This window comes from Haematobacter missouriensis, from assembly GCF_000740775.1.
Taxonomy (GTDB): Bacteria; Pseudomonadota; Alphaproteobacteria; order Rhodobacterales; family Rhodobacteraceae; genus Haematobacter; species Haematobacter missouriensis.
Genome location: NZ_JFGS01000015.1, coordinates 34166 through 60155 on the forward strand (window position 1 = coordinate 34166; position 25990 = coordinate 60155).

The following is a 25990-nucleotide window of genomic DNA, read 5'->3' on the forward strand; positions in this document are numbered from 1 at the left end:
GTGCTGAACTGGTATTCAATGCTGGCCGGACTGATAGACGTCCGGTCATTCTCCAGCCTGTGGTTCTGGGTGATGCTTGCCGTGATGTGGTTTCTCCTCGGGCAGCGGGTGGCCGGGGTGCCGGTGGATGTCATCGCTGCCGCCCATGCCGACCGGCCTGGCAGCATGGCAGAGCTTGAGGAGGTCTCGCGGCTCTCCGCGCTCCGGCTGGCGCGGCGTCATGCGGCCTTCGGGCTGCTGGCCGTAGCGGCTGTGTTCTTTCTGCTTTCCTCGCTGATGATCGCGGGCTGGGGTTACGGGATCGAACTGGGACAGGCCTTGTTCCTCCTCATTCTGCCGCTGACGCTGGTACGCGGGCTGGAACTGTGGACGGCGGAGAAGATCCTGGCGCGCGGGCTGGTGGGGGAGACCCTGCGCTCCGTGCTTTTCTGGCAGCGCTTTCGCGTCCAGTGCCTGGGGATCGTGTTCATTCTTGCCACGGCGCTCTGGGGAATGTGGCGGAACCTGACGGTGTCGGCCCTTGGCAGTTGACTTCGCTGTATGCGTGATTACCTCACCCGAAAATGGATGATATGACCCGCCCCAAAGGCCAGACAGTCACGCTCGGCGGTGCGCCGGAGGGTTTTGACGCACGTCTGCTCGCCCGTGAAGTCGAAAAGCAGAAGCGTCCGGTAATCCACGTCGCCCGCGACGGCCGGCGGATGGAGGAGATGCGCCGCGCGCTGTCCTTCTTTGCTCCCGGCCTGCCGGTGCTCGATCTGCCCGCATGGGACTGCCTGCCATATGACCGTGTTTCTCCCAATCCAGAGGTGACGGCAGCGCGCATGGCGACGCTGGCGGCACTGGCGCGGGGTGTTCCGGGTAATTTCGTCCTGCTCACCACGCTCAACGCGGCGACGCAGCGGTTGCCGATGCGCGACCTGCTGCGCGATGCCTCCTTCAGCGCCAAGGTGGGGCAGCGGGTGGACGAGATGGGCCTGCGGGCCTACCTCGCCCGCATGGGTTTCACCCAGAGTCCCACGGTGACGGAAGCTGGAGATTTCGCGGTGCGGGGCGGCATCGTTGATATCTTCCCGCCGGGGGACAGCGGGCCGATACGGCTCGATTTCTTCGGTGACGTTCTGGAAAGCGCGCGCCGCTTCGACCCGGCGACTCAGCGGACTACCGACAAACTCGACCGTATCGCGCTTGCTCCCATGTCGGAGGTGGTGCTGGACGATGCTTCCATCACCCGGTTCCGGCAGAATTATCGGCTGGAATTCGGTGCGGGCGGGTCCGACGATCCGCTTTATGAGGCGGTGAGCGCCGGGCGGCGGCATCAGGGGATGGAGCACTGGCTGCCGTTCTTCCATGAGCGGCTGGAAACGATCTTCGACTACCTGCCGGATGCGGGCGTGATGCTCGACGATCAGGCGACGTCCACGCGGCTCGCCCGGTGGGAAGCGGTGGACGACGCCTATGATGCCCGGCGCGAGGCGATGGTGCAGAAGGGGCGGACGGACTCGGTCTACAAGCCCTGTCCGCCGGGATTGCTCTATCTGGATGATGCCGCATGGGAGGCGGCAGTAGCGGGTCACCGCGTCGTGCAGCTCTCGCCGCTGCCGCAGGCGCCGGGGCCGGGCGTGGTGGATGCTGGCGGGCGCGTGGGCCGGAACTTCGCCCCCGAACGGCAACAGGAAAGCGTGAGCCTGTTCGGCGCGCTGGCCGATCACGTGCGGGCGAAACGCAAGGACAGCCAGGTCGTCATCGCCTCCTTCTCCGAAGGCCCGCGGGAGAGGCTGAAAGGGCTGCTGGAGGATCAGGGCCTGACCGCCTCCCGCGAGGTGGAGGATATCCGCGACGTCCCGGAGGGCAAGGGCGGGCTGTTCCTTGCCGTCTGGCCGTTGGCACAGGGGTTCGAGGCCCCGGGTCTCACCGTCATCTCCGAGCAGGATGTGCTGGGCGACCGCATGGTGGGCCGCCCGAAGCGCAAGCGGAAGGCGGAGAACTTCCTGTCGGAAGCGCAGTCGCTTTCGCCCGGCGATCTGGTCGTGCATGTGGAGCATGGCGTCGGGCGCTACACCGGGCTGGAGACCATCACCGCGATGGGGGCGCCGCATGAATGCATCGCGCTCGAATATGCGGGCGGCGATCGGCTGTTCCTGCCGGTGGAAAACATCGAACTCCTCTCCCGCTACGGGCATGAGGACGGTTTGCTCGACAAGCTGGGCGGTGGCGCCTGGCAGGCCAAGAAGGCGAAGCTGAAGGAGCGTATCCGCCAGATCGCCGAAAAGCTCATGCGCATCGCCGCCGAGCGCCACCTGCGTTCCGCCCCCGTCTATGACCCGCCGCATGGCATCTGGGAAAGCTTCGAGGCGCGCTTCCCCTATCAGGAGACGGAGGATCAGCTCTCCGCCATCGCCGATGTGATGCACGATCTGGAGGCCGGGGTGCCGATGGACCGGCTGGTGGTGGGCGATGTGGGCTTCGGCAAGACGGAGGTGGCGATCCGGGCCGCGTTTGCCGCGGTACTGGGCGGTGGTCAGGTTGCGGTGATCTGCCCCACCACGCTGCTCGCCCGTCAGCATTACCGCAGCTTTGCCGACCGCTTCCGCGGCTTCCCTGTCACGGTGCGACAGTTGTCGCGGTTCGTCCCCGCCAAGGAAGCGGCGAAAACGCGGGAGGGGATGGCAGACGGGACGATCGACATCGTCGTCGGCACCCATGCGCTGCTTGCCAAGGGGGTCCGGTTCAAGAACCTCGGCCTCATGGTCATCGACGAGGAGCAGCATTTCGGCGTCTCCCACAAGGAGCGGCTGAAGGAGATGCGGACGGACGTCCACGTCCTGACGCTCACCGCGACGCCGATCCCGCGCACGCTGCAACTGTCGCTCACGGGGGTGCGCGACCTGTCGATCATCGGCACCCCGCCGGTGGACCGGCTGGCCATCCGCACCTACGTGTCGGAGTTCGACGGGGTGACGATCCGGGAGGCGCTGCTGCGCGAACGCTATCGCGGCGGGCAGTCCTTCATCGTGGTTCCCCGTATCGCCGACCTGCCGGATATGGAGACGTTCCTGAAAGAGCACGTGCCGGAGGTGAGCTATATCGTCGCCCACGGACAGCTTGCGGCGGGCGATCTCGACCAGCGGATGAACGATTTCTACGACGGCAAGGCGGATGTTCTGCTGGCCACCACCATTGTCGAATCAGGCCTGGATATTCCGACCGCCAACACGATGGTCGTGCATCGGGCGGACATGTTCGGGCTGGCCCAGCTTTACCAGATCCGCGGACGGGTCGGCCGCTCCAAGACGCGGGCCTATTGCTTCCTGACGACGAAACCCCGCGCGCCGCTGACGCCGGCGGCGCAGAAGCGGCTGCGGCTGCTCGGGTCGCTGGACAGCCTCGGCGCGGGCTTCACGCTGGCGAGCCAGGATCTGGACCTGCGGGGGGCAGGCAACCTGCTGGGAGAGGAGCAGTCGGGCCACATCAAGGAAGTGGGCTATGAACTCTACCAGTCCATGCTCGAAGAAACGATCCAGAAGCTCCGCTCCGGCGAGATCGACGGGCTGACAGACGACGGCGACTGGTCGCCGCAGATCAACCTTGGCGTGCCCGTGCTGATTCCGGAGGACTATGTGCCGGATCTCGACGTGCGCCTCGGCCTGTACCGGCGACTCTCCACGCTGACGACAAAGGTGGAATTGGAGGGATTCGCAGCCGAGTTGATCGACCGGTTCGGGCCGCTGCCGAAGGAGGTCAACACACTCTTGCTCATCGTGCGGATCAAGGCGCTTTGCAAACGTGCGGGAATCGCCCGGCTGGACGGTGGGCCGAAGGGGTGTACCGTGCAGTTCCACAAGGACAAGTTCGCCAATCCCGCCGGGCTGGTGGAGTTCCTGCATGCCGAGGGAAATGCTGCCCGGATCAAAGACAACAAGGTGGTCATCCTGCGCGACTGGTCGAAGGAGGGCGACAAGATCAAGGGCGCTTTCGCCATCGCCCGCGACTTGGCCCAGAAGGTCGTCGATGGGGAGAGGGCGCGCAAACGGCCCGATACGCCACCTGCGCCGGGTGGCCAATCCGCTGGGAAGACCGCTCCGGCACCACGCCGCCGGTGAAGCCGTCGCGGTCCCCCCGCAACGGCGAGGGGAGGGCTGGCCTCGGGGGCGTCGAGCCCCGTCGGCCAGCGCTGCCGCGGAAGAACTCTTTGGACCGTTATCGGTTCGCGGGAAAAGTCGCAGGCTCGGCCAACCGCTTTTCATGTGATCCGGTCAGGAGCGGCGCGAGCTTGCCCCGTTCCGGTGCGGCCGGGCGCGTTAGTCGGCGCCGCGCCCTGTCTGAGGGTCAAGTTCTTCCGGAAATCGAAGACATGCTGGCAATACACCTGATGCGGCCCGCTTGCTGATAGCCGCTCGGGTCTCAATCGGTGGATACCAGAGAGTATCCCGCAACTGCCGCTGCCTCGACCATGCGGCGCAGTGGCAGTTGCGGAAGGGATGCGGCGAGGATCACTCCCCAGCGCGGGTGAGCAGCTCGACTTCCTCCGGCTTCAGGTCGATCATCACCGCGCGGGCGAAGCTGGTGACCTGCTCCTCACGCGTTGCGGAGGCGATGGGGGCGGTGATGCCTTTCCGCGCGATCAGCCAGGCGAGCGCAATCTCCGCCGGTTGCGCACCATGGGACTCCGCCACGCGGTCCAGCGCGTCGAGAATACGCAGCCCCTTGGGTGTGAGATAGCCCTTGGCCTTGCCGCCGCGCGCGCTCTGCCCAAGGTCGGCCTCGTTGCGATATTTGCCGCTTAGGAAACCGGAGGCGAGCGCATAGTAGCAGACCACGCCGATATCCTCTGCAATGCAGAGATCACGGAGCGGGCCGTCAAACTTCTCCCGATCATAGAGGTTATATTCCGGTTGAAGTACGCCATAACGCGGCAGACCTTCCGCCGCAGCCACGTCCAGCGCGGCCCGGAGCTGACCCGCATCGAAGTTGGAACAGCCGATGGCTCCGATCTTGCCCGCTTTCAGCAGGCGGGAATACGCTTCAAGTGTCTCTTCATGCGGAGTCGAATCGGGAAAGTGTGAGAAGTAGAGGTCGATTCGCTCCACCTGCAATCGGCGGAGCGAATCCTCCACCGCCTCCATGATCCAAGCCGCGCTAAGCCCCTTGTGGCCGGGCTTGCCCATGTCGGAGCCGACCTTGGTGAAGATCTTCACCCTGTCGCGCAAGCCGGGGCGGGTCTGAAGCCAGCGGCCGATAATCGTCTCCGATTCACCGCCCTGATTGCCCTCGGCCCAGCGGGAATAGACATCGGCGGTGTCGATGGCGTTGAAACCATGATCCACGAAGGCATCGAGAACGCGGAAGCTCTGCGCCTCGTCGATGGTCCAGCCGAAAACGTTGCCACCGAAAACGAGCGGCGCGATATCGATGCCGGTCCGGCCGAGCGGTCTGGTCTGCATGGGATGTCCTTTCCTTGATCCCCCACAGCAGACACGCAAGGCAGACGGAGATCCACCCCCTAGCGCTGGTTCCGCCGTGAATAGGAGCGCCGCCGTTATCGGGTGATGCCACAGGATGGCGGACGGAGCGGGGGAAGAGGCTCCTCACGCTCCTGCTCGCCCTTCGGCATTATCCAGATCCAGCGGCAGTTATCCGGGAGAATCGCATGTACGCAGCAACGGCGGGAGCCCGCAGGATTCCGGCGGAACCGCCGTCTTTACACCCGCGCTGTCAGCCGTTGCCGCGGCGGACGAAAAGCCCCGCATCCTCCGCCGCGCGACGGAGCGCGCGCGATTTGTTCACCGTCTCCATCCATTCGGACTCCGGGTCGCTGTCGAAGACCACGCCGCCCCCCGCCTGAACGTAGAGCTTCTGGTCCTTCAACACTCCGGTGCGGAGCGCGATGCACATGTCCATCTCGCCATTGGCAGAGAAATAACCGACACCGCCGCCATAGACGCCGCGCTTTTCGGGCTCCAGTTCGTCGATGATCTGCATCGCCCGGACCTTCGGCGCGCCGGAGACCGTGCCCGCAGGCAGGCCTGCCAGAAGGGCGGAAAGCGCATCCTGACCTTCCGCCAGCTGGCCCACCACGTTGGAAACGATGTGCATGACGTGGCTGTAGCGCTCTATGGTGAACTTTTCCGTCGGATGGACAGTGCCCACCCGCGCCACGCGACCCACGTCGTTCCGACCAAGGTCGAGCAGCATCAGATGCTCCGCCCGCTCCTTCGGGTCGGCAAGCAGGTCGGCTTCGAGCGCGCGATCCTCCTCCGGCGTGGCACCACGGGGGCGGGTGCCGGCGATGGGGCGGACGGTCACCTCCCCATCCCGGAGACGGACGAGTATCTCCGGGCTGGCGCCGATGATCTGGAAACCGCCGAAGTTGAAGAAGAACATGAAGGGCGAGGGGTTGGTGCGCCGCAGGCTCCGGTAAAGCGCAAAGGGCGGCAGGCGGAAATCCTGCGTCCAGCGCTGCGCCGGCACTACCTGAAAGATGTCGCCCGCACGGATGTATTCCTTGGCCTTCTCCACGGCGGCCTTGTAGCCCTCCTTGGTGAAGTTGGAGCGGGGTTCGCCCACGGGGGCCGTCTCGTGCAATACCCGGTTGTCACCCTCCACGCTGCGGTCGAGGTCGCGGAGCGCGTCCATCACCCGCTCTGCTGCCTGCGCATAGGCGGCCCGCGCGCTCAGCCCGGAGGAGACCCATGCGGGCGAGACGAGCGTCACCTCTCCCTTCACCCCATCCAGAACGGCAATGACGGAGGGGCGGATCATGACCGCATCCGGAGCGCCGATCGGGTCCGGGCCGGGGGTGCCGAGCTTCTCCACCAGCCGGATCATGTCGTAGCCCAGATAGCCGAACAGGCCGCAGGCGATCGCGGGGAGGTCGGCGGGCATCTCCACCCGCGATTCCTCGATAAGCGTGCGCAGCGTTTCCAGGGGGGAGCCGGGCAGATCCTCGAAGGCGGCCGGGTCGAAGCGCGTCTGCCGGTTGATGCGGCTTTCCTCTCCCCGGCAATCCCAGATCAGGTCAGGCTTCATCCCGATGACGGAGAACCGGCCACGAACCTCGCCCCCGGTCACGGATTCCAGCAGGAAGCTGTCGGCTCGCGCCTCGGCGAGCTTCAGCATCAAGGAGACCGGCGTGTCCAGATCCGCGGCGAGCCGGGTATAGACGAGTTGATTGCGGCCGGCGTTCCAGCCGGCCTCGAAAGCGTCGAAGGAGGGGATAAGCGCCACGTCTGCCTCACGGGAAGCGGGAATGCACGGAGTTGATGACAGCCTGATTGAAACTGATCTTCGCGTCCGCGTGCAATGCGGTGGAGAAATAGTCGAACATGTCCTGCGACAGCGACTGCCCGCCCTGCTGGGCCAAGCCGTCATGCAGCGCGAGCACATCGGGATCGCTGGCATCCGGAGGGGTCACGCTGTCGAGCTGCACAAGGGAAATCATCCCGTCGCTCTTCACCGTCTGCCGGGCGCCGGGTTGCAGGGCAAACACAGCCTCGGTGAAGCCGGCGGGGGTGCCTTCAACCACCGAATCGCGACGGAGCGCCTCTACCTTTGCGGCGGGGTGGCCAAGCGCGGTGATCGCCTCGCCAGCGGCGAGACGGCTTTCCAGTGTTGCAGCCTCTGCCTCCAACGCCTTCTGAACGGCATCGTGACGCCAGTCCGCCGCCACACGATCCCGCACCTCGGCAAAGGGGATCGCCTGCGGTGGCAGAATCTCATCCAGCCGCAGCACGGCGAGACCGCCATCGGAAAGCTGGATCAGGCGGGGGAAGTCGTTTTTCTGCACGGTGCGGGCCGCGTCACGGAACTCCGGGTAGGCGGCGGGGCCGTCCTCCGAATCGGGGCGGAAGTCGATATGCCCTTCTTCCATGATCGTGTCGCGGGACAGCTCCTCCACCGTCGCGCCGCCGGCGATCAGATCGTCGAACTTCGGGGTGTCTGCCGTGATCTGGCGGCGGGCCTCCTCCACGGCGACTTCGCCGCGAAGCTGGTCCCGCGCCTCGTCGAAGGTGATGTTCTGGGCTTCGAGAATGCCGTTCATCCAGTAGAGCGCCGGGCCGAAATCCGAGGGCAGCGGTCCGACCACGCCGGGAGCCGACAGCGCGAACACCTCTGCCCCCGCAGCGCCCAGTTCAGCCTCCGACACATCGCCAAGGTCGATGTCCGCCGCCGTGATGCGGCGTTCCGCGAGCAGTCCGTCCCGCGTGATCTGTCCGGCGTCGAGGCGCGCCTTGGCATCCTGAGCCTCCGCCTCCGAGCCGAAGACCATGCGCTCGACCAGCCGCCGTTCGGGCTGGACGAACTCCTCCTGCCGCTGGTCATAGGCGCTCCGAAGTGCGGCGTCAGCCACCTCGACCGTCGGGGCGAGGGTATCGGGCGTTACCCAAGCGTAGCTGATGCGCCGCGCTTCGGGCAGCGTGTAGAGATCCTTGTGCGCGTCATACCATGCGGTGAGCTCGGCCTCTCCCGGCTCAGGCACCGGCGTGGAAAGGTTCGCTTCGGTCAGCGTGACATGCGTGGCGGAGCGGGTCTCCGCCAGATAACGCACAAGGGTGTCCGCGAAAGTGCCCGGCTCAGCCACGCCGCTGGCGATCGCCGTCTGCAATACGCCGCGGGCGGCGTCGTAGCGGAGCGTGCGTTCAAACTCGGCCTCCGTGTAGCCGGCACGGCGCAGACCTTCGGCATAGGCGCGCCGGTCGAACTTGCCGTCCAGACCGTGGAAGGCGGAGATGGCGAGCACCTGCCGCTGAACTTCCTGATCTCCGGCGGAAAGGCCGATCCGCTCCAGCTCCGCATCAATGAGCGCCCGCCCGACGAGCTGGTTGCGCACTGCCGCGTCCAGACCCATGGCCTGCGCATCCCGCAGGGTAAGCGCCCGGCCTGACTGGGCGGAGAAGGTGCGGAGTTGCTGCTCCAGCGCGCGGGCATAGTCGTTGGCGGTCACGTCACGCCCGTTCACCGTGGCGACAGCTGTAGCCCCGCCGCCGAAATTGGTGACGCCGAACCCGCCCAGACCGAAGATGAGCAGCCCCATCAGCACCCAGATGGTGACGTTTGCCCCCTTGCTCCGAAACTTGGCCATGCGCGGATCCCTCTGCTGGTCCGGGGCTTCCTACGGCACGGAACGGGGCCGGGCAAGCATCACATGGCAACCTGCGACAACCGTCCGAACAACTCGCCGATACCCGCGCGGTCGATATTGGCGAAGGCGATGCGGAAGGCGCGTGCGCCGGCGGCATCACCTTCGGGCATGAACATCGTGCCCGGCAGCAGCAATACGCCCGCTTCCCGCACCAGCCGCTGGGCCGCCTGATCGGAGGGTAAGGTGAAAGGATGCTCGACGTAGGCGAAATAGGCGCCGCAGCCCAGAAGCTTCCACCCCTCCAGCCGCGGGAAGCCTTCCACGATTGCGGCGCGACGGTCGAGGATCTCCGCCCGCTCGCCCGCGACCCACTGCCCGAGGTTCCGCATGCCCCAGAGCGCGCCGCGCTGCCCGAGTTGGCCCGCGCAGATGGCCACGGTGTCAAGAAACTTCTCCGCCTCCGCCAACTGCCGCTCCGACGCGACGATCGCGCCGACGCGGTGGCCGGTCAGGCGGTATGCCTTGGAGAAGGAGTAGAGGTGGATGAGTGTGTCGTGCCAGTCGGGATCGGCGAACAGGTCGTGCGGCGCGCCGGAGCGGGCGTCGAAGTCCCGGTAGGTCTCGTCCAGCACCAGCGCGATGCCCCGCGCCCGCGCAAGCTCGAAGAAGGCGCGGACGGTTTCGGGCGGATACTCCGCCCCGCCCGGATTGTTGGGCGAGACGAGCACGATGGCGCGCGTCCGGGGGGTGATGAGCCGCGCCGCGGCTTCGACTTCCGGGATCAGTCCCGGGCCGGTCGCGAGTGGCACGGCAGCGACGCCCTGCATGTCAAGCCACATCTTGTGGTTGAAATACCACGGCGTCGGCAGGATCACCTCGTCCCCTTCGCCCGCGAGCGTGGACATGATGGCGGTGAACGCCTGATTGCAGCCCTGCGTGATGGCGACATGTGCGGGCCGGATCTCTCCGCCATAGGCGGCGGACCACTGCGTCGCGATCTCCTCGCGCAACTCCGGCATGCCGAGCACCGGACCGTAGAGATGGGCGGCGGGATCGTTCAGCGCTGCCTCTGCGATGGCGCGGCGGAGCGGCTCCGGCGGCGGCTCCACCGGGGCCGCCTGACTCACGTTGATGAGCGGACGGTCCGGCGGGAACTCCACGCCGGAGAGCCAGCGACGGGCCTCCATCACCGGGGGAGGGAAGGTGGTGGCCATGCGGGGATTCAGGGGGAGGGACATAGGGGCTCCGTCAGATGCGCGGTAGGATGTAGCGCCCGATGCGCCCCGCACGCAAGCGCACCTGTCCGGCAGGCAATGCCCGCTGCGGGGACCGGTGCGGTGGCCGGAATGCGCCTTGTGAGCGGCCGACGTGCCGGCGAACCACCTGTACGCGAGCCAGTTGGCCCGGAGGCCGCCAGGGCCCTTAGGCAGAAAGAAATTCGGCCGGACCGATGCACTGCCATGGGCCGTGCCGCGGCTCCGGACAAGTGATTACAGGCGAACGTTCTTGCTTCGGGTTGCGCTGGATGGCGCCAACGGGGCAGGATTCGCCTCCACCCGATCCGGGTGGAGCTTCGGTGCCGCGGGGGGCGACCCCCGATTTCGAATCCGCGCCGCACCTCCTTGCGTCTGCTCCGACCGAGGGATCGGCATACGGTTCCCGTCAGGTCGATCGACCGGGCTGACTTACCCGCGCGGGCCATGCTAGGCAGACGGCGAGTCGCGACACCAGGGCAGGAGACGGCAGTGGGCTACGCTTACGACGACCAGAACATCTTTGCGAAGATTCTTCGGGGAGAAATCCCGAACAAGACGGTGCTGGAAACCGAACACACACTTGCCTTTGCGGATATCCAGCCGCAGGCTCCGGTACATGTGCTGGTGATCCCGAAAGGGCCGTACGCGAGCCTCGATCATTTCACGCAGGAAGCCTCTGATGCGGAGATTCTCGATTTCAACCGCACCATCGGGAAGGTCTGCGAGATGACAAAGGTCGAGACCAAGGACGGCGGCATGGGCTTCCGCGCGATCACCAATGCCGGGGAGCATGGCCATCAGGAAGTGCCCCATCTTCACGTGCATATTCTGGGCGGACGGCAGCTGGGGCGGATGCTCCCCCGGGACTGAGGCCTTCGCCGGGTTCTGGCGCGCCGGCAGCATGTTGACGGCTCTCCGGCCTAGCGCGAATCGGCGGAGCTTTGCGCAGGATCCGGGTGGCAGGCCCGTTACCGGACAGGCGATGATGCCTGAAAAAGGAGCCTGCCATGATCCTGTTTTCCGCGCTTCCCGGCCTTGAGGTCACCCGTCTGCGTAAGGGCGGGCGGGATGCCTATGATCTGCCGCCCGAGCTTCGTTGCGCGACGGAGCCCGCGCTGCCCTGCCGCCACTGTCTGCGCCACATTCCGGTGGGACGCGATTACCTGACGTTGGCATGGCGGCCTTTTCCGGCGCTGCAGCCCTATGCGGAAACCGGACCGATCTTCCTTTGTGCCGCGTGCGAGCGGGCGCCCGATAGCGGGGCACTGCCGGAGATCCTGTCCTCCCCCGACTATATCCTGCGCGGCTACGGCGCCGATCATCGCATCGTCTATGGAACGGGACGGGTCGTCGCCACCTCCAGCCTGACCCTGCGGGCGACAGAGCTTCTCTCGGATGAGGCGGTTGCCTATCTGCACGTGCGTTCGGCCCGCAACAACTGCTACCAGCTTCGGATCGACCGGGCGGAGCAGCCATTGCCGGAGGAGGCAGGCCGCAGTTCCTGATGCGCCGCCCCTTCGGAAAGGTCCGCGCATCACGGCAAGCGCGATGCGCCGCTTGCCCGCAGGCGGGATGCGCGGCTATCCTGAACCGCAACCCTGCCGCGCGCCCCCTTGCTGGGCAGGGGTGAGGCAGATAAGCAGCACCTGCTGAGCCGACCAGTTTGAGCCACGAGCGGAGCCAAGGCATGACCATCGAAGCCCCCGAAACGGAAATCGTCCATTCCCGCCGCATCGCCTGCGACGGTGGCGAAGGCGCGCTCGGTCATCCGCGGGTATGGCTGACGATCCCGGAGGAGCCGGGCTGGGTCGAATGCGGCTACTGCGACAAGCGCTTCGTGCTCGACCCGAACGCGGTGCCCGACGCGCACTGACCGGCCCGGCAGGCATGACGCCGGTTCCGCCGGCCCTCGCATCCCGCCGCCCGCCGGAGTAAAAGGGCGGCCTGATGGCGATGGAGGCGGATATGGCGAAGGACGATACGGCAGGCGGCACGGGGGCGATGCCCTTCGGCAAGGGGCATCACCTGCACCTGATCGACGGTTCCGCCTTCATCTTTCGCGCTTATCATGCCTTGCCGCCGCTGACCCGGAAGTCGGACGGTCTCCCGATCGGTGCGGTCGCGGGTTTTTGCAACATGCTGTTCAAATATGTGGACGGCAACAGCAACTCCGCCGATGCGGCAACGCATCTTGCGGTGATCTTCGACTATTCCTCCAAGACCTTCCGCAACGACATCTACCCGCTCTACAAGGCGAACCGCCCGGAACTCCCGGAGGATCTGCGCCCGCAATTCCCGCTCACCCGCGAAGCGGTCCGCGCCTTCGGCATTCCCTGCATCGAGATCGAGGAATACGAGGCCGACGACATCATCGCCACCCTCGCCTGCCGAGCACGCGATGCGGGCGGACGGGTCACCATCATCTCCTCCGACAAGGATCTGATGCAGCTCGTCGGCGACGGGGTGGAGATGCTCGACGCGATGAAGAACCGTCGCATCGGGCCGGAGGAGGTGGAGGAGAAATTCGGGGTTCCTCCCGCCAAGGTGGTGGATGTGCAGGCGCTGGCGGGCGACTCGGTGGACAACATCCCCGGCGCGCCCGGCATCGGCATCAAGACCGCGGCGATGCTCATCCAGGAATATGGCGATGTGGAGACGCTGCTGGAGCGGGCGGGCGAGATCAAGCAGCCGAAGCGGCGCGAGACGCTGCTGAACAACGCGGAGCAGATCCGTATCTCCCGCAGGCTGGTGGAGCTGCATTGCGACATGCCGCTCGACTGCGATCTGGCGACGCTGGAAGTGCAGGAGCCGGAGGCGGAGGTTCTGATGGACTTCCTCGCCCGCATGGAGCTTCGCACGCTGACGAAGCGCATCGCTGACCGGAAGGGCATACTGCCGCCCGCGGTCTCCGACGTACCGCCCGCCGATGAGGAGCCGGTGGAGGCGATGGAGGAGCCACCCTTCACGCTCGCGGATTACACATGGATCCGGGACATGGACACGCTGGAGGCGTGGATCGCCGAGATTCGCGACACGGGACTTGTGGCCTTTGACACGGAAACCACCTCGCTTGACGAGATGCGGGCCGAGCTGGTCGGCATATCGCTTGCTACCGCGCCGGGTCGCGCGGCCTATATCCCGCTGTCCCACCGGGTGGGGGAGGGCGACCTGTTCGGTGGTTCCGATCTGGCGGAAGGCCAGCTTCCACTGGACATGGTGATCGATGCGCTCCGGCCCGTGCTGGAGGATGCCGCGATCCTCAAGATCGGCCAGAACGTGAAATACGACCTGAAGATCCTGCGCCGCTACGGCATCGATGCGGCCCCCATCGACGACACGATGCTGATGTCCTATGCGATGAATTCCGGGTTGCACAATCACGGCATGGATGTGCTGGCGGACACCTATCTTCAGCATCAGTGCATCCCGATCAAGTCGCTGATCGGTTCGGGCAAGAGTCAGATCACCTTTGACCGCGTGCCGGTCGCGGAGGCGGTGAAATACGCCGCCGAGGATGCGGATGTCACATTCCGGCTCTGGCGGAGGTTCAAGCCGCAGTTGCACAGGGCGCGGGTGACCACGGTCTATGAGACGCTGGAGCGCCCGCTCGTCCCGGTGCTGGCTGGGATGGAAATGGCGGGGATCCTCGTCAACCGAGACGCGCTCTCGCGCATGTCCAACGCTTTCGCGCAGAAGATGGCGGGGCTGGAAGCGGAGATCCATGAGCTTGCCGGGGAGCCGTTCAACGTTGGCTCTCCGAAGCAGCTGGGCGAGATCCTGTTCGAGCGCATGAGCCTTGCGGGCGGCTCCAAGGGCAAGAATGGTGCCTATGGAACGGGGGCGGACATCCTTGAGGATCTGGCCGCGGAAGGCCATGACCTGCCCGCACGGGTGCTGGACTGGCGCCAGCTCTCCAAGCTGAAATCGACCTATACGGACGCGCTTCAGGCCCATATTCATCCGGAGACGGGCCGGGTGCACACCAGTTACTCCATCGCCGGGGCGAACACCGGGCGGCTTGCCTCCACCGATCCGAACCTTCAGAACATCCCCGTGCGGACGGAGGAGGGACGGCGCATCCGCGAGGCCTTCGTGGCTCAGCCGGGCTGCAAGCTCGTCTCCCTCGACTACAGCCAGATCGAGCTTCGCATTCTTGCCCACGTGGCAGAGATCCCGGAACTGCGCAGCGCCTTCGACGAAGGGCTGGACATCCACGCGATGACCGCCTCGGAAATGTTTGGGGTGCCGATCGAAGGCATGGACCCGATGGTCCGGCGGCAGGCGAAGGCCATCAACTTCGGGGTGATATACGGGATTTCTGGATTCGGCCTCGCCCGGAACCTGCGCATTCCCCGCGATCAGGCGCAGCGCTTCATAGATACCTATTTCGAGCGGTTTCCCGGCATCCGGGGGTATATGAACGGCACGATCGAATTCGCGAAGAAGCACGGATTCGTCCGTACGCTCTTCGGTCGCAAGATCCATACGCCGGAGATCAACGCCAAGGGGCCGACGGCAGGTTTCGCCCGCCGCGCGGCAATCAACGCGCCCATTCAGGGCACCGCCGCCGATGTGATCCGCCGCGCCATGATCCGTGTGCCGCAGACCATCGCAGATCTGCCTGCGAAGATGCTTCTTCAGGTGCATGACGAACTGGTGTTCGAGGTGGAGGATCGCGCCGTGGAGGAACTGATCGGGCGCGTTCGTGCGGTGATGGAGGGCGCGGCGCTCCCTGCCGTCGAGCTTTCCGTGCCGCTGGTCGTGGATGCGGGCTGGGGCGACAACTGGGCGGAGGCGCACTGAGCGCGAGGGCGAAGGGGCGGGCGCTCCCGCCCTCACATGTCCGGGCCCGCCCTCACATGTCTGGGATTGTCCAGCAGGCGGCGAAAAAGTCAGGCATCTATCCCTGCTTACGCCAAAAGCTGGAAAATCGGTTCGGTCATGAGCCAGAACTTGCGGTTTCCGGGGTGCTCTTCAACGATGTGGGAAAGATTTCCGCCCAGGGGCAACCCCGGATGTTGCTTTCCGCAGCCGTTCACGGATCGCCTCCGGTCATCGCGGAATGATGGTGCCATCAGGGCGCTCCCGCGCGCCCCCGGCGACGCACGCTTGGGAGGCTGCCGGGCCGGAGCGGAAATCATGTGCGATCTGCGGAAATCCAGCCGGAAATCCACACCTTCCGGGAGGCCGATCGCCCGGCTTCCTGAACAGGGACATGGCCCTTCAGGGCTTTTCTGCAGCCTGTCAGACGCCGGCCGTTTCAGCCACGGCCCAGACATCCATCGCCCCGCGATAGATCATGTCGAGCGCGATATAGAGGATGATGAGCAGTCCGACATAGCCGATCCAGCGGTAGCGGTGCAGCAGCCGCGCCACCAACGACGTCGCAAACCCCATCAACGCCACCGAGAACACCAGTCCGAGGGCGAGCAGTCCCGGATGCTCCCGCGCGGCCCCCGCGACCGCCAGCACATTGTCGAGCGACATTGAAACGTCGGCGATCACGATCTGCCGCACGGCCTGCCCCAGTGTCTTGCGCGGAGCGCGCTCGCCCACCTGACCTTCACCCGTCAGGTCCGCATCGCCGAGCGCCTCATGCGCGGCGATCTCGTGTTCTTCCGGTGTGCGGAGTTCGCGATACATCTTCCAGCAGACCCAGAGGAGCAGGATCCCTCCGACGAGGATCAGCCCCACCACTTCCAGAAGTTGCGTTGTCACCGTCGCGAGGATCACCCTGAGGACCGTGGCCGCGATGATACCGATGAAGATCGCCTTGCGCCGCTGATCAGCGGGGAGACCGGCGGCCGCCAGTCCGATGACCACCGCGTTGTCCCCCGCGAGCACGAGGTCGATGGCGATCACCTGAAACAGTACCGCGAGGCTGGAGGAGAGAAAGTCCATTGCACCTCCTTTGTGACATGCGGCGGACGATGACCTGCGACATTTCATCCCATAGGCCCCATCCCTCCCCTCCGCAATCCCTTCGCGCCTGACCGCTGGCGGAGGAAGGGAGCCTGCGGTAAAGGGGGCGCAGACCGGCAAGCATAGCGGCAGGCAATCTGGCAGGCCCGACAGGAAAGACGCGCATGGCCCGTATTCTCATCACCTCTGCAATCCCCTACATCAACGGGATCAAGCATCTGGGCAATCTGGTGGGCTCGCAGCTGCCCGCCGACCTGTTTGCGCGCTACATGCGGGCGCGGGGGCATGAGGTCATGTTCATCTGCGCGACGGATGAACACGGTACGCCCGCCGAACTGGCCGCTGCCAAGGCAGGCAAGCCCGTGGAAGAGTACTGCGCGGAAATGCACGAGGTGCAGAAGGAGCTTGCTGCAGGGTTCCGGCTGTCCTTCGATCACTTCGGGCGGTCGTCCTCCGAGCGCAACCGCAAGCTTACCCAGCATTTCGCCGGGAAGCTCGCCGACAACGGCATGATCGCCGAAGTCGCGGAGCGGCAGGTGTTCTCCATCGATGACAACCGCTTCCTGCCCGACCGCTATATCGAGGGCACCTGCCCGAACTGTGGCTATGACCGGGCGCGGGGCGACCAGTGCGAGAACTGCACCAAGCAGCTCGATCCCACCGACCTGATAAACCCGCGCTCCGCCATCTCTGGTTCAACCAACCTGGAAGTGCGGGAAACGAAACACCTTTACCTTCGCCAGTCGCTGATGCGCGACCGGCTGGAGGAGTGGATCGATTCCAAGACGGACTGGCCGATCCTGACCACCTCCATCGCGAAGAAATGGCTGAACGATGGCGACGGGTTGCAGGACCGCGGCATTACCCGCGACCTGAGCTGGGGCGTGCCGGTGAAGCGGGGCGAGCAGGACTGGCCGGGGATGGAGGGCAAGGTCTTCTACGTGTGGTTCGACGCGCCCATCGAATATATCGCCGCGACGGCGGAATGGGCCGATGCGCAGGGCCTGCCCGACAGCGCCTGGCGCCGCTGGTGGCGGCTGGACGAGGGAGGCGATGACGTCACCTACTTCCAGTTCATGGGCAAGGACAACGTACCCTTCCACACCCTGTCGTTCCCCGCGACGATCATGGGGTCGGGCGAGCCGTGGCGGCTTGTCGATTACATCAAGTCGTTCAACTACCTGAACTATGACGGTGGCCAGTTCTCCACCAGCCAGGGCCGCGGCGTGTTCATGGATCAGGCACTGTCGATCTTGCCTGCCGACTACTGGCGCTGGTGGCTGCTCAGCCATGCACCGGAGAATTCCGACAGCGAATTCACTTGGGAGAATTTTCAGGCGAGCGTGAATAAGGATCTGGCCGATGTGCTGGGCAACCTCGTGTCCCGTGTCACGAAGTTCTGCCGCTCCAAGTTCGGAGAGGCATTGCCGGACGGCGGTGGCTGGGGCCCGCAGGAGGAGGCGTTGATCGCCGAACTCACCACCCGGCTTCGTGCCTATGAGACATTCATGGAGCAGATGGAGATCCGCAAGGCTTCCTCCGAGCTGCGCGCCATCTGGGTGGCCGGCAACGAGTATCTGCAATCGGCCGCGCCTTGGACTGCCGTCAAGACGGACCCGGAGCGCGCGGCGGCGATCACCCGGCTCGCGCTGAACCTCATCCGGGTCTATGCCGTCATTTCCGCGCCGTTCATTCCCGACACCTCGGCTCGGATGCTGGCCTCGCTCCGCACGATGGAGGGCGTATGGCCCGATGATCTGGCGGAGGCGCTGTCGCAGCTGAAACCCGGACATGCCTTCGAGGTGCCGGACGTGCTGTTCAGCAAGATCGCGGATGAAGACCGCGAGGACTGGGAACGCCGCTTCTCCGGCACGCGGAGTTGAGGTTCCCCGTTCCGTCACGACTGGACGTCGTGGCGGGGATGGGCCATATCAGGGCAGGCAAGGCCCGGAGGGACGGATGGACTTTCTCAAACGTGTGCTGACCTGGTGGAATGGCCAGACCATCGGAACGCAGGTCTTCACCTGGCGTAACGGCATCCGTGTCGGTGAGGACGATCAGGGCAACGTGTTCTACCGCAACAAGGACGGCAGCCGTCGCTGGGTGATCTACAACGGTGAGGCAGAGGCCTCCCGCATCAGCCCTGACTGGCATGGCTGGCTGCACCACACCTGGGATAAGACCCCCGAACAGGCGCCGCTTGCTCGCAAGACATGGGAAAAGCCGCATCAGGAGAATCTGACCGGCACGCCGCTCGCCTATGTGCCGCCGGGATCGCTGCTGCGGCCCGAACCTGCCGAACGGCGGGATTATGAGGCGTGGCAGCCGGAGTAGACAGATGGCGGAAACGAAGATCTCCGAAGTTCTGGTTGGCGGACTTGTTCTTGTCGTCGCAGCGGGTTTCCTGCTGTATTCTTCTGGCACAATCGGCCTGCATCGGGCGGGCGGTAGTTATGATCTGCATGCGAGCTTCCGCTCGGCCGAGGGTATTGCCGTCGGGACCGATGTGCGGCTCGCGGGCGTCCGCGTGGGGTCCGTCACCGGTCTTGCACTGAACCCGCAGACCTACTTCGCGGATATGACCATCTCCGTGCAGAATGGGCTGGAACTCCCGCAGGATACGGCGCTGCTCGTGTCATCCGAAGGGCTGCTCGGCGGCAACTTCATGGAACTGGTGCCGGGCGGGATGCCGATGAACCTCGCCGCGGGCGATGAGATCGTCGATACGCAGGGGTCGGTGAGCCTTATTTCGCTGCTCATGAAGTTTGTCGGCGGCTCCGCCAGCGATGCGCTGAGCGGTGGCGGTGAAGCCGGGGAACATTCCCCGACAGAGGCTCCCCCTCCTGTCGCAACAGAGCCCGCTCCGGCGCCTGCGGGGCAATGACGGGCGGGCGCGCGCTCCTGGCGGCGGCTCTGCTTGCGATTTCGGCAGGTACCGCCGGGGCTGCTTCCGTGTCTTCCGCGGCGGGAGGCATGGTTCGCTGGCTCGACAAGGTTTCCGGCGAGACACGGGACGTTCCGCTTCATCGCGGCGAAACGAAGACAGAAGGGCGGCTTTCCATCACGCTCGACGAATGTCGCTATCCCAGCGCAGACCCCGCTTCCAATGCGTACGCGCATCTGACAATCGTCGATTCGCTTCAGACAAGCGGTCCGGTCTTCACTGGCTGGATGATCGCCGACAGCCCGGCGCTCTCCGCGCTGGAAAGTTCCCGCTACGACGTATGGATACTCCGCTGCACGAACTGACGGCTCATTGCGTCTGACGGGAGAGTAGAACCTCCGGCGCGGGGATATCTCCGGGTGCCTCGAAGCTCGCGTCCTCGATGATCGCATCTTGCAACTGCTTCAGATAGGCGGCGCGCGGGATTTCGATGGCACCGAGACTGGCGAGATGGGCCGTCAGGAACTGCGTGTCGAACAGGATGTAACCGCCGGCGCGCAAGCGGTCCACCAGATAGGCCAGCGCGACCTTGGAGGCATCCGTCCGGCGGGAGAACATGCTCTCGCCAAAGAACGCGGCCCCCAGTGTCACGCCATAAACCCCGCCGACCAGCATCTCCCCCTCCCACACCTCTATGGAATGGGCGTGGCCCGCGCGGTGCAATGCGCCGTAGAGCGACATGATCTGGGCGTTGATCCAAGTTTCCTCACGATCGGCGCATCCTTCCATCACCGCGGTGAAGGCGCGGTCCGCGGTCACGTGAAAACGGCCGCTGCGGATACGGCGCGCCAGTGACCGGGAAATGTGGAAGTCGTGGAGCGAAAAGACCCCCCGAAGCGGAGGGTCTATCCAGCGCAGCTCCGTCGCCTCACGGCTGTCTGCCATGGGAAACAGGCCAGCGGCGTAGGCACGGAGCAGAAGCTCCGGCGCGAGCGGCAGCACCTCGGTGTCTGCCGCTCCCCGTTCAGGCATAGGCCTGCGCCAGCCAGCGTTCGAGCCAGTGTATGTCGTAGTTCCCGGCCTGAATGTCCGGCTCGCCTATCAGGTCGTAGAAGAGCGGCACCGTGGTATCCACGCCGTCCACGATCAGCTCGCCCAGCGACCGGCGCAGACGCGCGAGCGCCTCCTCCCGGTCGCGCCCGTGCACGATGAGCTTGCCGATGAGGCTGTCGTAATAGGGCGGGATCTTGTAGCCGCTGTAGAGCGCCGAATCCATCCGCACGCCCAGACCTCCGGGTGCGTGGAACATCTTCACGAGACCGGGGCAGGGCGCGAAGTTCGGCAGCCGCTCGGCGTTGATCCGCACCTCGATGGCGTGGCCGTTGATGACCAGGTCGTCCTGCCCGAAGGAGAGCGGCATCCCGGAGGCCACCCGGATCTGCTCACGCACCAGATCGACACCGAAGATCGCCTCCGTGACCGGATGCTCCACCTGAAGCCGCGTGTTCATCTCGATGAAGAAGAACTCGCCGTTCTCGTAGAGGAACTCGACGGTGCCCGCGCCGGAGTAGCCGATTTTTGCGACCGCATCGGCGCAGATTGCCCCGATGCGCGCCCGGGTTTCAGCGTCGATCACCGGGCCGGGGGCTTCCTCCAGCACCTTCTGATGGCGGCGCTGGAGCGAGCAGTCCCGTTCCCCCAGATGCACGGCCTGGCCCTTGCCGTCGCCGAAAATCTGGATCTCGATGTGACGAGGCTTCTCGAGGTATTTCTCGATATAGACTTCGTCGTTGCCGAAGGCGACCTTGGCCTCGGAGCGGGCGGTGCGGAAGGCGATCTCGAGATCCCCCTCGCTCCGCGCGGTCTTCATCCCGCGCCCGCCTCCTCCGGCGGTTGCCTTGATGATGACCGGGTAACCGATTTCCCGCGCGATGGTCTTCGCGGTTTCGACATCCGGCACGCCGCCGTCGGAGCCGGGAACGCAGGGCACGCCGAGCGCGCGCATGGTTTCCTTGGCGGTGATCTTGTCGCCCATGATGCGGATATGCTCGGCGCGCGGACCGATGAAGGTCAGGCCGTGATCTTCCACCATCTGCACGAAGCTGGCGTTCTCCGACAGGAAGCCGTAGCCGGGATGGATCGCCTCTGCCCCGGTGATCTCGCAGGCGGAGATGATGGCGAGCGGCGAGAGATAGCTCTCAGAGGAAGGGGGTGGCCCGATGCAGACGCTCTCATCGGCCATGCGGACATGCATCGCGTCGGAATCCGCCGTGGAGTGCACGGCGACGGAGCGGATACCCATCTCCTGACAGGCGCGTACGACGCGGAGGGCGATTTCACCCCGGTTGGCGATCAGGATCTTCTCGAACATTCCCGCCTCACTCGATGATCATGAGGGGCGCGCCGTATTCGACAGGGGTGCCGTCCTCGATGAGGATCCGCTTGACCGTCCCGGCCCGCGGCGCCGGAATATGGTTCATGGTCTTCATCGCCTCGATGATGAGGACGGTCTGCCCCTCGCGCACCTGCGCGCCGATCGTCACGAACGGCTGCGCGCCGGGCTCGGGCTGAAGGTAGGCGGTTCCGACCATGGGGGAGGTCACGGCGCCCGGATGCTGGGCCGGATCCTCGACCGCGGCCGCCGGGGTCCCCATCGGTGCGGCCGGCGCGACTGCGACCGGGGCCGCGAACGACGCCTGCGGGGCGGGCGCATAGGTCACCGTCGATTGTCGCGAGATGCGCACGTCGAGGCTGTCATCCTCGCCATAGTCGCGTTTCACGGCAATTTCCGCCAGGTCGCTCTTGTTCAGGATTTCTGCCAGCGCTTCGATGAACGCGACATCTGCCTCCCGCGTGGATTTCGTCATGCTCTTCCTCTTCGTGCGGCGATAGGACGTTCGGCCTTTGGACGCGCTTATATGCGACACGGCCCGCGGTTTAAAGCGGGCATCGTAGCGGTGCGAAAGCGCGCCCATGCACGCTTTCGGGGCAAAGGCCCGCAGCAATTTTCTTGGGCTTTAAGTCAAAATATGGCTAATCTTGCAAAGGAAGGCGATTTTGCTTTCTGCCGGCTCCGAATTTTGATCGAAAAGCCTATTTTATTGGGGAATTTTCATGAAGTTAGCTTTGATGGGCGCCTCGTGCTCGCCATGTCCACCCTCATGGCACAAGCCACGACCCTGACGGTTTATGACGGGGTCAAGGCGGGTAAGCAGAAGTTCGATGCAACTGTCGCGGCGGCGGATGGCATGGTCAAGAACGATGTCCTCGACGATCTGCCCTATGCCTCGGACAGTATCGACAGGGGCGACTACACCATCACCAAGAATGATGGCGGTACGCTCTATTAAACCACTTACGGCACGCTCTCCGGTGAGGTGCTGGGCATCAGCCCGGAGGGAACCGGGCCGGGAATGGGTGCCTTCGGAAGCGGCATCACCTTTACCTTAAAGGACAAGGTCAACGCCTTCGGTTTCGAGGTGGGCGACTGGGCGACCTGCTGTTTCCTCCCGACGAACCTCTATATCTCGTTTGATGGCGGCGCTCCGATCCTTGTGGGAAGCGCGCTGGATCCGTCCGAAGGACAGTTTCCGTCACAGGATGGAAGTGGCTCCATCGTCAGCGAGATCTTCGTTGCGGCTTTTGACGATACCGGCAGCTTCGGAACCGTCTCCTTCTGGGGCGACGGTTTTGGGGAATACCTGGTCGCCGGAGGCCAGATGAAATACGCGCTGCTTGACGAGGGCAGTCTCCCGCCGCCCGCTACGGTTCCGCTGCCTGCGGCGGGTCTCCTGCTCGTGGGCGGTATCGCCACGGCAGCCGGTCTGCGGCTCCGCCGCCGCTGAGGGAGCAGCCGGGGAAAAGGGGCGCGGCCCACACGGGCCGCGTCCTCCAGCAAGCGGCTGAAAATGTCCCGCAGTATCATGATCAGGCTGTGGATTCGGGAAATCGACTTGGACTGAGCCAAAATGCCCGGGTCTTCCACGCCTGCACTTCGTCAGATTACGAGCATTTCCGCTCCAACAGCGCTCCAAAAGCCTTGTCGGCAACCCTTAGACGACCGACTCGCGCTCGAAATCGAGTATGTCGGCTTCCGCCTCCTCCAGCAAATCCTCCAGCCGTTCGGCCCCGTCCTGCGCAGCTAGGGCGCGCTCCGCCTCGCTGATCGGGATGGCCTGCAGGAACAGCACCAGCCGTTCGGGCAGACGAAGCGGCGCAGGCGGCGTGTTCCACAGGAACGGCGCGGAGAGGAGAATATGGCGCAGGTGCGGCGCGACGCCCGCGCGCCCCTTCAGCGCATCGGTCAGGATCATGTCAGGTACCAGCGCCTTGCCATGTTCGGTGACCTGCTGCGCGATATCGGCCAGAAGGCCCGCCCCTTCCTCACCGACGATGGAGGCAAGCACGATCTCCGCACCGTGATCGGCGATGGTGCCATCATCGAGGCGGAGCGGCAGGGCCGAGAGGCCGAGCGTGGCGTGACTCTCCACCCCCGGTTCGGGACTGTCCTCGACCGTCAGGAGGGGGGTGCCCCGCTCCTTGCGCAATCGCGCGGATTGTCCAAGGCTGTCGCGCAGATGCCGGACCAGGGCATCGCGGGGCACGTCATTGAGTGTATCGGTCATGGGTGCAGCAGCTTTCTGAACAGCAGGTCGAGATGGGCTTCCGCCGGGGGGAAGGGATCGCTTTCATGCGGGCCGAGCACTGCGCGGACCTGCACGTCGAAATCGGCGTAGTGCTGTGTCTCGGCCCAGATGGAGAAGATCAGGTGCTTGGGATGGACAACGGCGATCCGCCCCTCCGAGGACCAGCGGGCGATGACCTGCGCCTTCTCCTCCACCAGTTCGGCCAGCGCCCCCGCAAGCACCTCGCCGATATGCGGAGCACCTTGCAGGACCTCATTGGCGAACAGCCGGCTTTCACGGGGGAACTGGCGGCTCATCTCCAGCTTACGGTGGACATAGGCGAGGATCTCCTCCACCGGCTCCCCCTCCGGGTCCAGCGCCCGGAGCGGATCGAGCCAGCTTTCCAGCATCCGGCCGATCAGGGTGAGATAGATCGCCTCCTTCGACGGAAAGTAATAGAGGAGGTTCGGTTTCGACAGCCCTGCCGCCCCCGCGATGGCGTCGAGCGTGGTGCCCCGAAACCCCTGCTGGGAGAAGAGGTCGAGCGCGGCCTCAAGGATCGCGTCGGAATTCTTGCGCTGTATCCGCGTCTTGCGAGCGGCGCGGACCGTGCCCTCTGGCGTCATCGCGATCTCCTGTTGCCTCGATGATAGGCGTTTCTCCGGCTTTGCGCCAGAGAAGCGGCAACGGGCGGCGGGGCCGGGTTGACTGTCTTCCGGCCTTTGATAGCGTCCCCTGTGTGCTGCCGGAAGGGCGCGCGGAAGAACAGGCAGGACGGACTATGACGGCAGCAGCCGGGAATTTGAAGGTCGATGGCGCGCGGCTGTGGACAAGTCTGATGGATATGGCGGAGATCGGGCCCGGCGTTGCGGGCGGCAACAACCGCCAGACGCTGACCGATGCGGATGGCGAGGGACGCGCGCTCTTTGCCCGCTGGTGCGAGGCTGCGGGACTGACGATGGGTGTCGATGCGATGGGCACGATGTTCGCGACCCGTCCCGGCACGGATGCGGAGGCGCTGCCGGTCTATGTCGGCTCCCATCTCGACACCCAGCCGACGGGCGGGCGGTTCGACGGTGTGCTGGGTGTGCTTGCCGGGCTGGAGGTGATCCGCACGCTGAACGATCTGGACATCCGCACGAAACATCCGATCGTCGTCACCAACTGGGCGAACGAGGAAGGGGCGCGCTTTGCCCCCGCTATGCTGGCGTCCGGTGTTTTTGCCGGGGTAATCGGCCTTGAGCATGCCTACAGCCGCACCGATGCCGATGGCCTGACCTATGGCGCGGAGCTTGAGCGCATCGGCTGGAAGGGCGACGAGCAGGTCGGTGCGCGCCGCATGCATGCCTATTACGAGCTCCATATCGAACAGGGTCCGATCCTTGAGGCGGAGGATGTCGATATAGGCGTCGTCACCCATTGTCAGGGCCTTTGGTGGCTGGAATTCACGCTGGAAGGGCGGGAGGCGCACACCGGCTCCACGCCCATGGCGATGCGGGTGAATGCGGGCCTTGCCTTCGGCCGCATTCTGGAGAGCGTGCAGCGGATCGCGATGGAAGAGCAACCGGGTGCGGTGGCGGGTGTCGGGCAGGCGCGGTTTTTTCCAAACTCCCGCAATGTCCTTCCCGGCAAGGTCGTTTTCACCGTGGATCTCCGCACGCCGGAAGCGGAAAAACTCGCGCGCATGCGCTACCGGATCGAGACGGAGGCGGCGGCGATCTGCGAGGGTCTGGGCGTCGGCTGCACGGTGGAGGCGGTCGGCCATTTCGAGCCGGTGAGTTTCGACGAAACGCTGGTCGGCAATGTGCGCGAGGCGGCGGAGGAACTGGGCTTCAGCCACCGCGATATCGTCTCCGGCGCGGGTCACGATGCCTGCTGGGCCGCGCAGGTCGCCCCGGCGACGATGATCTTCTGCCCCTGCAAGGATGGCGTGAGCCATAACGAGGCGGAGGAAATCACTCCGGAATGGGCGGAGAAGGGCACGAATGTGCTGCTGCACGCGGTCCTGAAAAGCGCGGAGGTTGTCGTTTGAGAACAACCTGCGCTCGGACCAAGCGAGCGGTGAAGCCTGTAGAGGGCCGCCTCGACCCGCTGCCGGTCCACAACGGCTTTCCACCCGCCCGCGGGAGGAACGGCGGTAGGAAGAGCAGGGACCAAAACGCCGTGAAGTTCCGGCTGACCGGGCATGTTGCAAACTGGCTGGGCTTGCCGATCGGCGGTG

General features: G+C 65.2%; 23 protein-coding genes. 13 read left to right on the top strand and 10 right to left on the bottom strand.

Annotation, left to right across the window (positions count from 1 at the left end):
• Both CG51_RS10430 and mfd read left to right on the top strand, forming a co-directional pair.
• Positions 1-531 (top strand): component of SufBCD complex, encoded by a 531-nt coding sequence (locus CG51_RS10430; protein WP_143412848.1) that lies wholly within the window; start codon positions 1-3, stop codon positions 529-531.
• A gap of 41 nt (positions 532-572) precedes the next feature.
• Positions 573-4103 carry a transcription-repair coupling factor gene (gene mfd / locus CG51_RS10435; RefSeq protein WP_084695143.1) on the top strand — a complete coding sequence of 1177 codons (3531 nt, stop codon included), beginning with the start codon at positions 573-575 and terminating at the stop codon, positions 4101-4103.
• Positions 4104-4493: 390 nt separating this feature from the next.
• Here the strand turns inward: mfd and CG51_RS10440 are convergent, their stop codons facing one another.
• The 4 genes from CG51_RS10440 to CG51_RS10455 form a co-directional block, all read right to left on the bottom strand.
• Positions 4494-5444, bottom strand: a complete 951-nt coding sequence (locus CG51_RS10440) for an aldo/keto reductase (RefSeq protein ID WP_035744700.1) — start codon at positions 5442-5444, stop codon at positions 4494-4496.
• A 271-nt stretch (positions 5445-5715) separates the two neighbouring features.
• Positions 5716-7227: an anthranilate synthase component I gene (gene trpE / locus CG51_RS10445; protein WP_035744703.1), complete on the bottom strand. Its 1512-nt coding sequence runs from the start codon at positions 7225-7227 to the stop codon at positions 5716-5718.
• Positions 7228-7234: 7 nt separating this feature from the next.
• A complete protein-coding gene (locus tag CG51_RS10450) occupies positions 7235-9082 on the bottom strand; it encodes a SurA N-terminal domain-containing protein (protein WP_051930399.1) in 1848 nt (615 codons plus the stop codon).
• Positions 9083-9141: 59 nt separating this feature from the next.
• Positions 9142-10320 (bottom strand): aminotransferase, encoded by a 1179-nt coding sequence (locus CG51_RS10455; protein WP_035744705.1) that lies wholly within the window; start codon positions 10318-10320, stop codon positions 9142-9144.
• A 507-nt stretch (positions 10321-10827) separates the two neighbouring features.
• On the opposite strand from CG51_RS10455, the gene CG51_RS10460 reads away from it, so the two are divergent.
• The 4 genes from CG51_RS10460 (at position 10828) to polA (ending at position 15141) form a co-directional block, all read left to right on the top strand.
• Positions 10828-11208, top strand: a complete 381-nt coding sequence (locus CG51_RS10460; protein ID WP_035744708.1) for an HIT domain-containing protein — start codon at positions 10828-10830, stop codon at positions 11206-11208.
• A 137-nt stretch (positions 11209-11345) separates the two neighbouring features.
• On the top strand, positions 11346-11843 hold the full coding sequence (locus CG51_RS10465) for a DUF1203 domain-containing protein (RefSeq protein WP_051930401.1): 498 nt from the start codon (positions 11346-11348) through the stop codon (positions 11841-11843).
• A gap of 182 nt (positions 11844-12025) precedes the next feature.
• Positions 12026-12211: a zinc-finger domain-containing protein gene (locus tag CG51_RS10470; RefSeq protein WP_035708036.1), complete on the top strand. Its 186-nt coding sequence runs from the start codon at positions 12026-12028 to the stop codon at positions 12209-12211.
• A 128-nt stretch (positions 12212-12339) separates the two neighbouring features.
• The gene (gene polA, locus CG51_RS10475; protein WP_035744781.1) at positions 12340-15141 is read left to right on the top strand and encodes a DNA polymerase I; all 2802 of its coding nucleotides are present in this window, start codon (positions 12340-12342) and stop codon (positions 15139-15141) included.
• 441 nt (positions 15142-15582) lie between these two features.
• Here polA and CG51_RS10480 read toward each other — a convergent pair whose 3' ends face one another.
• Positions 15583-16239 (bottom strand): TerC family protein, encoded by a 657-nt coding sequence (locus CG51_RS10480; protein WP_035744711.1) that lies wholly within the window; start codon positions 16237-16239, stop codon positions 15583-15585.
• Positions 16240-16424: 185 nt separating this feature from the next.
• Here CG51_RS10480 and metG point away from each other — a divergent pair, with 185 nt between their 5' ends.
• The 4 genes from metG (at position 16425) to CG51_RS10500 (ending at position 19509) form a co-directional block, all read left to right on the top strand.
• Positions 16425-18143, top strand: a complete 1719-nt coding sequence (gene metG, locus CG51_RS10485; protein WP_035744713.1) for a methionine--tRNA ligase — start codon at positions 16425-16427, stop codon at positions 18141-18143.
• A gap of 76 nt (positions 18144-18219) precedes the next feature.
• Positions 18220-18594, top strand: a complete 375-nt coding sequence (locus CG51_RS10490) for an NADH:ubiquinone oxidoreductase subunit NDUFA12 (RefSeq protein WP_035744715.1) — start codon at positions 18220-18222, stop codon at positions 18592-18594.
• A gap of 4 nt (positions 18595-18598) precedes the next feature.
• Positions 18599-19144 carry an outer membrane lipid asymmetry maintenance protein MlaD gene (mlaD, locus tag CG51_RS10495; protein ID WP_084695142.1) on the top strand — a complete coding sequence of 182 codons (546 nt, stop codon included), beginning with the start codon at positions 18599-18601 and terminating at the stop codon, positions 19142-19144.
• Between the two features lie 89 nt (positions 19145-19233).
• Positions 19234-19509: a DUF2155 domain-containing protein gene (locus CG51_RS10500; protein ID WP_233141259.1), complete on the top strand. Its 276-nt coding sequence runs from the start codon at positions 19234-19236 to the stop codon at positions 19507-19509.
• A 4-nt stretch (positions 19510-19513) separates the two neighbouring features.
• Here CG51_RS10500 and aat read toward each other — a convergent pair whose 3' ends face one another.
• The 3 genes from aat to accB are packed head-to-tail and all read right to left on the bottom strand — an operon-like array spanning position 19514 to position 22011.
• Positions 19514-20176 (bottom strand): leucyl/phenylalanyl-tRNA--protein transferase, encoded by a 663-nt coding sequence (gene aat, locus CG51_RS10505; RefSeq protein WP_088233515.1) that lies wholly within the window; start codon positions 20174-20176, stop codon positions 19514-19516.
• On the bottom strand, positions 20169-21515 hold the full coding sequence (gene accC / locus CG51_RS10510) for an acetyl-CoA carboxylase biotin carboxylase subunit (protein WP_035744718.1): 1347 nt from the start codon (positions 21513-21515) through the stop codon (positions 20169-20171). Before accC ends, aat begins: the two co-directional genes overlap by 8 nt.
• A gap of 7 nt (positions 21516-21522) precedes the next feature.
• The gene (gene accB / locus CG51_RS10515; RefSeq protein ID WP_035744719.1) at positions 21523-22011 is read right to left on the bottom strand and encodes an acetyl-CoA carboxylase biotin carboxyl carrier protein; all 489 of its coding nucleotides are present in this window, start codon (positions 22009-22011) and stop codon (positions 21523-21525) included.
• A gap of 282 nt (positions 22012-22293) precedes the next feature.
• On the opposite strand from accB, the gene CG51_RS19150 reads away from it, so the two are divergent.
• Positions 22294-22494, top strand: coding sequence for a hypothetical protein (locus CG51_RS19150; protein ID WP_051930402.1), 201 nt, complete (start codon positions 22294-22296; stop codon positions 22492-22494).
• A gap of 63 nt (positions 22495-22557) precedes the next feature.
• Positions 22558-22989 (top strand): VPLPA-CTERM sorting domain-containing protein, encoded by a 432-nt coding sequence (locus CG51_RS19155; RefSeq protein WP_051930404.1) that lies wholly within the window; start codon positions 22558-22560, stop codon positions 22987-22989.
• A gap of 207 nt (positions 22990-23196) precedes the next feature.
• Here CG51_RS19155 and CG51_RS19160 read toward each other — a convergent pair whose 3' ends face one another.
• Both CG51_RS19160 and CG51_RS10530 read right to left on the bottom strand, forming a co-directional pair.
• The gene (locus tag CG51_RS19160; RefSeq protein WP_051930406.1) at positions 23197-23769 is read right to left on the bottom strand and encodes a suppressor of fused domain protein; all 573 of its coding nucleotides are present in this window, start codon (positions 23767-23769) and stop codon (positions 23197-23199) included.
• Positions 23766-24395 carry a TetR family transcriptional regulator C-terminal domain-containing protein gene (locus CG51_RS10530; RefSeq protein ID WP_035744721.1) on the bottom strand — a complete coding sequence of 210 codons (630 nt, stop codon included), beginning with the start codon at positions 24393-24395 and terminating at the stop codon, positions 23766-23768. The genes CG51_RS19160 and CG51_RS10530 overlap by 4 nt, the downstream gene beginning before the upstream one ends.
• A gap of 155 nt (positions 24396-24550) precedes the next feature.
• Between CG51_RS10530 and CG51_RS10535 the strand changes: the two genes are divergently transcribed.
• The gene (locus CG51_RS10535; protein ID WP_035744723.1) at positions 24551-25801 is read left to right on the top strand and encodes a Zn-dependent hydrolase; all 1251 of its coding nucleotides are present in this window, start codon (positions 24551-24553) and stop codon (positions 25799-25801) included.
• Positions 25802-25990: the final 189 nt, after the last annotated feature.

What these genes read in the sequence shown, in the direction of transcription:
- mfd (WP_084695143.1), top strand. Translation starts at nt 573, where the DNA reads ATGACCCGCCCCAAAGGCCAGACAGTCACGCTCGGCGGTGCGCCGGAG.
- CG51_RS10440 (WP_035744700.1), bottom strand. Translation starts at nt 5,444, where the DNA reads ATGCAGACCAGACCGCTCGGCCGGACCGGCATCGATATCGCGCCGCTC.
- CG51_RS10450 (WP_051930399.1), bottom strand. Translation starts at nt 9,082, where the DNA reads ATGGCCAAGTTTCGGAGCAAGGGGGCAAACGTCACCATCTGGGTGCTG.
- CG51_RS10455 (WP_035744705.1), bottom strand. Translation starts at nt 10,320, where the DNA reads ATGTCCCTCCCCCTGAATCCCCGCATGGCCACCACCTTCCCTCCCCCG.
- CG51_RS10465 (WP_051930401.1), top strand. Translation starts at nt 11,346, where the DNA reads ATGATCCTGTTTTCCGCGCTTCCCGGCCTTGAGGTCACCCGTCTGCGT.
- CG51_RS10470 (WP_035708036.1), top strand. Translation starts at nt 12,026, where the DNA reads ATGACCATCGAAGCCCCCGAAACGGAAATCGTCCATTCCCGCCGCATC.
- polA (WP_035744781.1), top strand. Translation starts at nt 12,340, where the DNA reads ATGCCCTTCGGCAAGGGGCATCACCTGCACCTGATCGACGGTTCCGCC.
- CG51_RS10480 (WP_035744711.1), bottom strand. Translation starts at nt 16,239, where the DNA reads ATGGACTTTCTCTCCTCCAGCCTCGCGGTACTGTTTCAGGTGATCGCC.
- metG (WP_035744713.1), top strand. Translation starts at nt 16,425, where the DNA reads ATGGCCCGTATTCTCATCACCTCTGCAATCCCCTACATCAACGGGATC.
- CG51_RS10490 (WP_035744715.1), top strand. Translation starts at nt 18,220, where the DNA reads ATGGACTTTCTCAAACGTGTGCTGACCTGGTGGAATGGCCAGACCATC.
- mlaD (WP_084695142.1), top strand. Translation starts at nt 18,599, where the DNA reads ATGGCGGAAACGAAGATCTCCGAAGTTCTGGTTGGCGGACTTGTTCTT.
- CG51_RS10500 (WP_233141259.1), top strand. Translation starts at nt 19,234, where the DNA reads ATGGTTCGCTGGCTCGACAAGGTTTCCGGCGAGACACGGGACGTTCCG.
- aat (WP_088233515.1), bottom strand. Translation starts at nt 20,176, where the DNA reads ATGCCTGAACGGGGAGCGGCAGACACCGAGGTGCTGCCGCTCGCGCCG.
- accC (WP_035744718.1), bottom strand. Translation starts at nt 21,515, where the DNA reads ATGTTCGAGAAGATCCTGATCGCCAACCGGGGTGAAATCGCCCTCCGC.
- accB (WP_035744719.1), bottom strand. Translation starts at nt 22,011, where the DNA reads ATGACGAAATCCACGCGGGAGGCAGATGTCGCGTTCATCGAAGCGCTG.
- CG51_RS19150 (WP_051930402.1), top strand. Translation starts at nt 22,294, where the DNA reads ATGTCCACCCTCATGGCACAAGCCACGACCCTGACGGTTTATGACGGG.
- CG51_RS19155 (WP_051930404.1), top strand. Translation starts at nt 22,558, where the DNA reads ATGGGTGCCTTCGGAAGCGGCATCACCTTTACCTTAAAGGACAAGGTC.
- CG51_RS19160 (WP_051930406.1), bottom strand. Translation starts at nt 23,769, where the DNA reads ATGACCGATACACTCAATGACGTGCCCCGCGATGCCCTGGTCCGGCAT.
- CG51_RS10530 (WP_035744721.1), bottom strand. Translation starts at nt 24,395, where the DNA reads ATGACGCCAGAGGGCACGGTCCGCGCCGCTCGCAAGACGCGGATACAG.
- CG51_RS10535 (WP_035744723.1), top strand. Translation starts at nt 24,551, where the DNA reads ATGACGGCAGCAGCCGGGAATTTGAAGGTCGATGGCGCGCGGCTGTGG.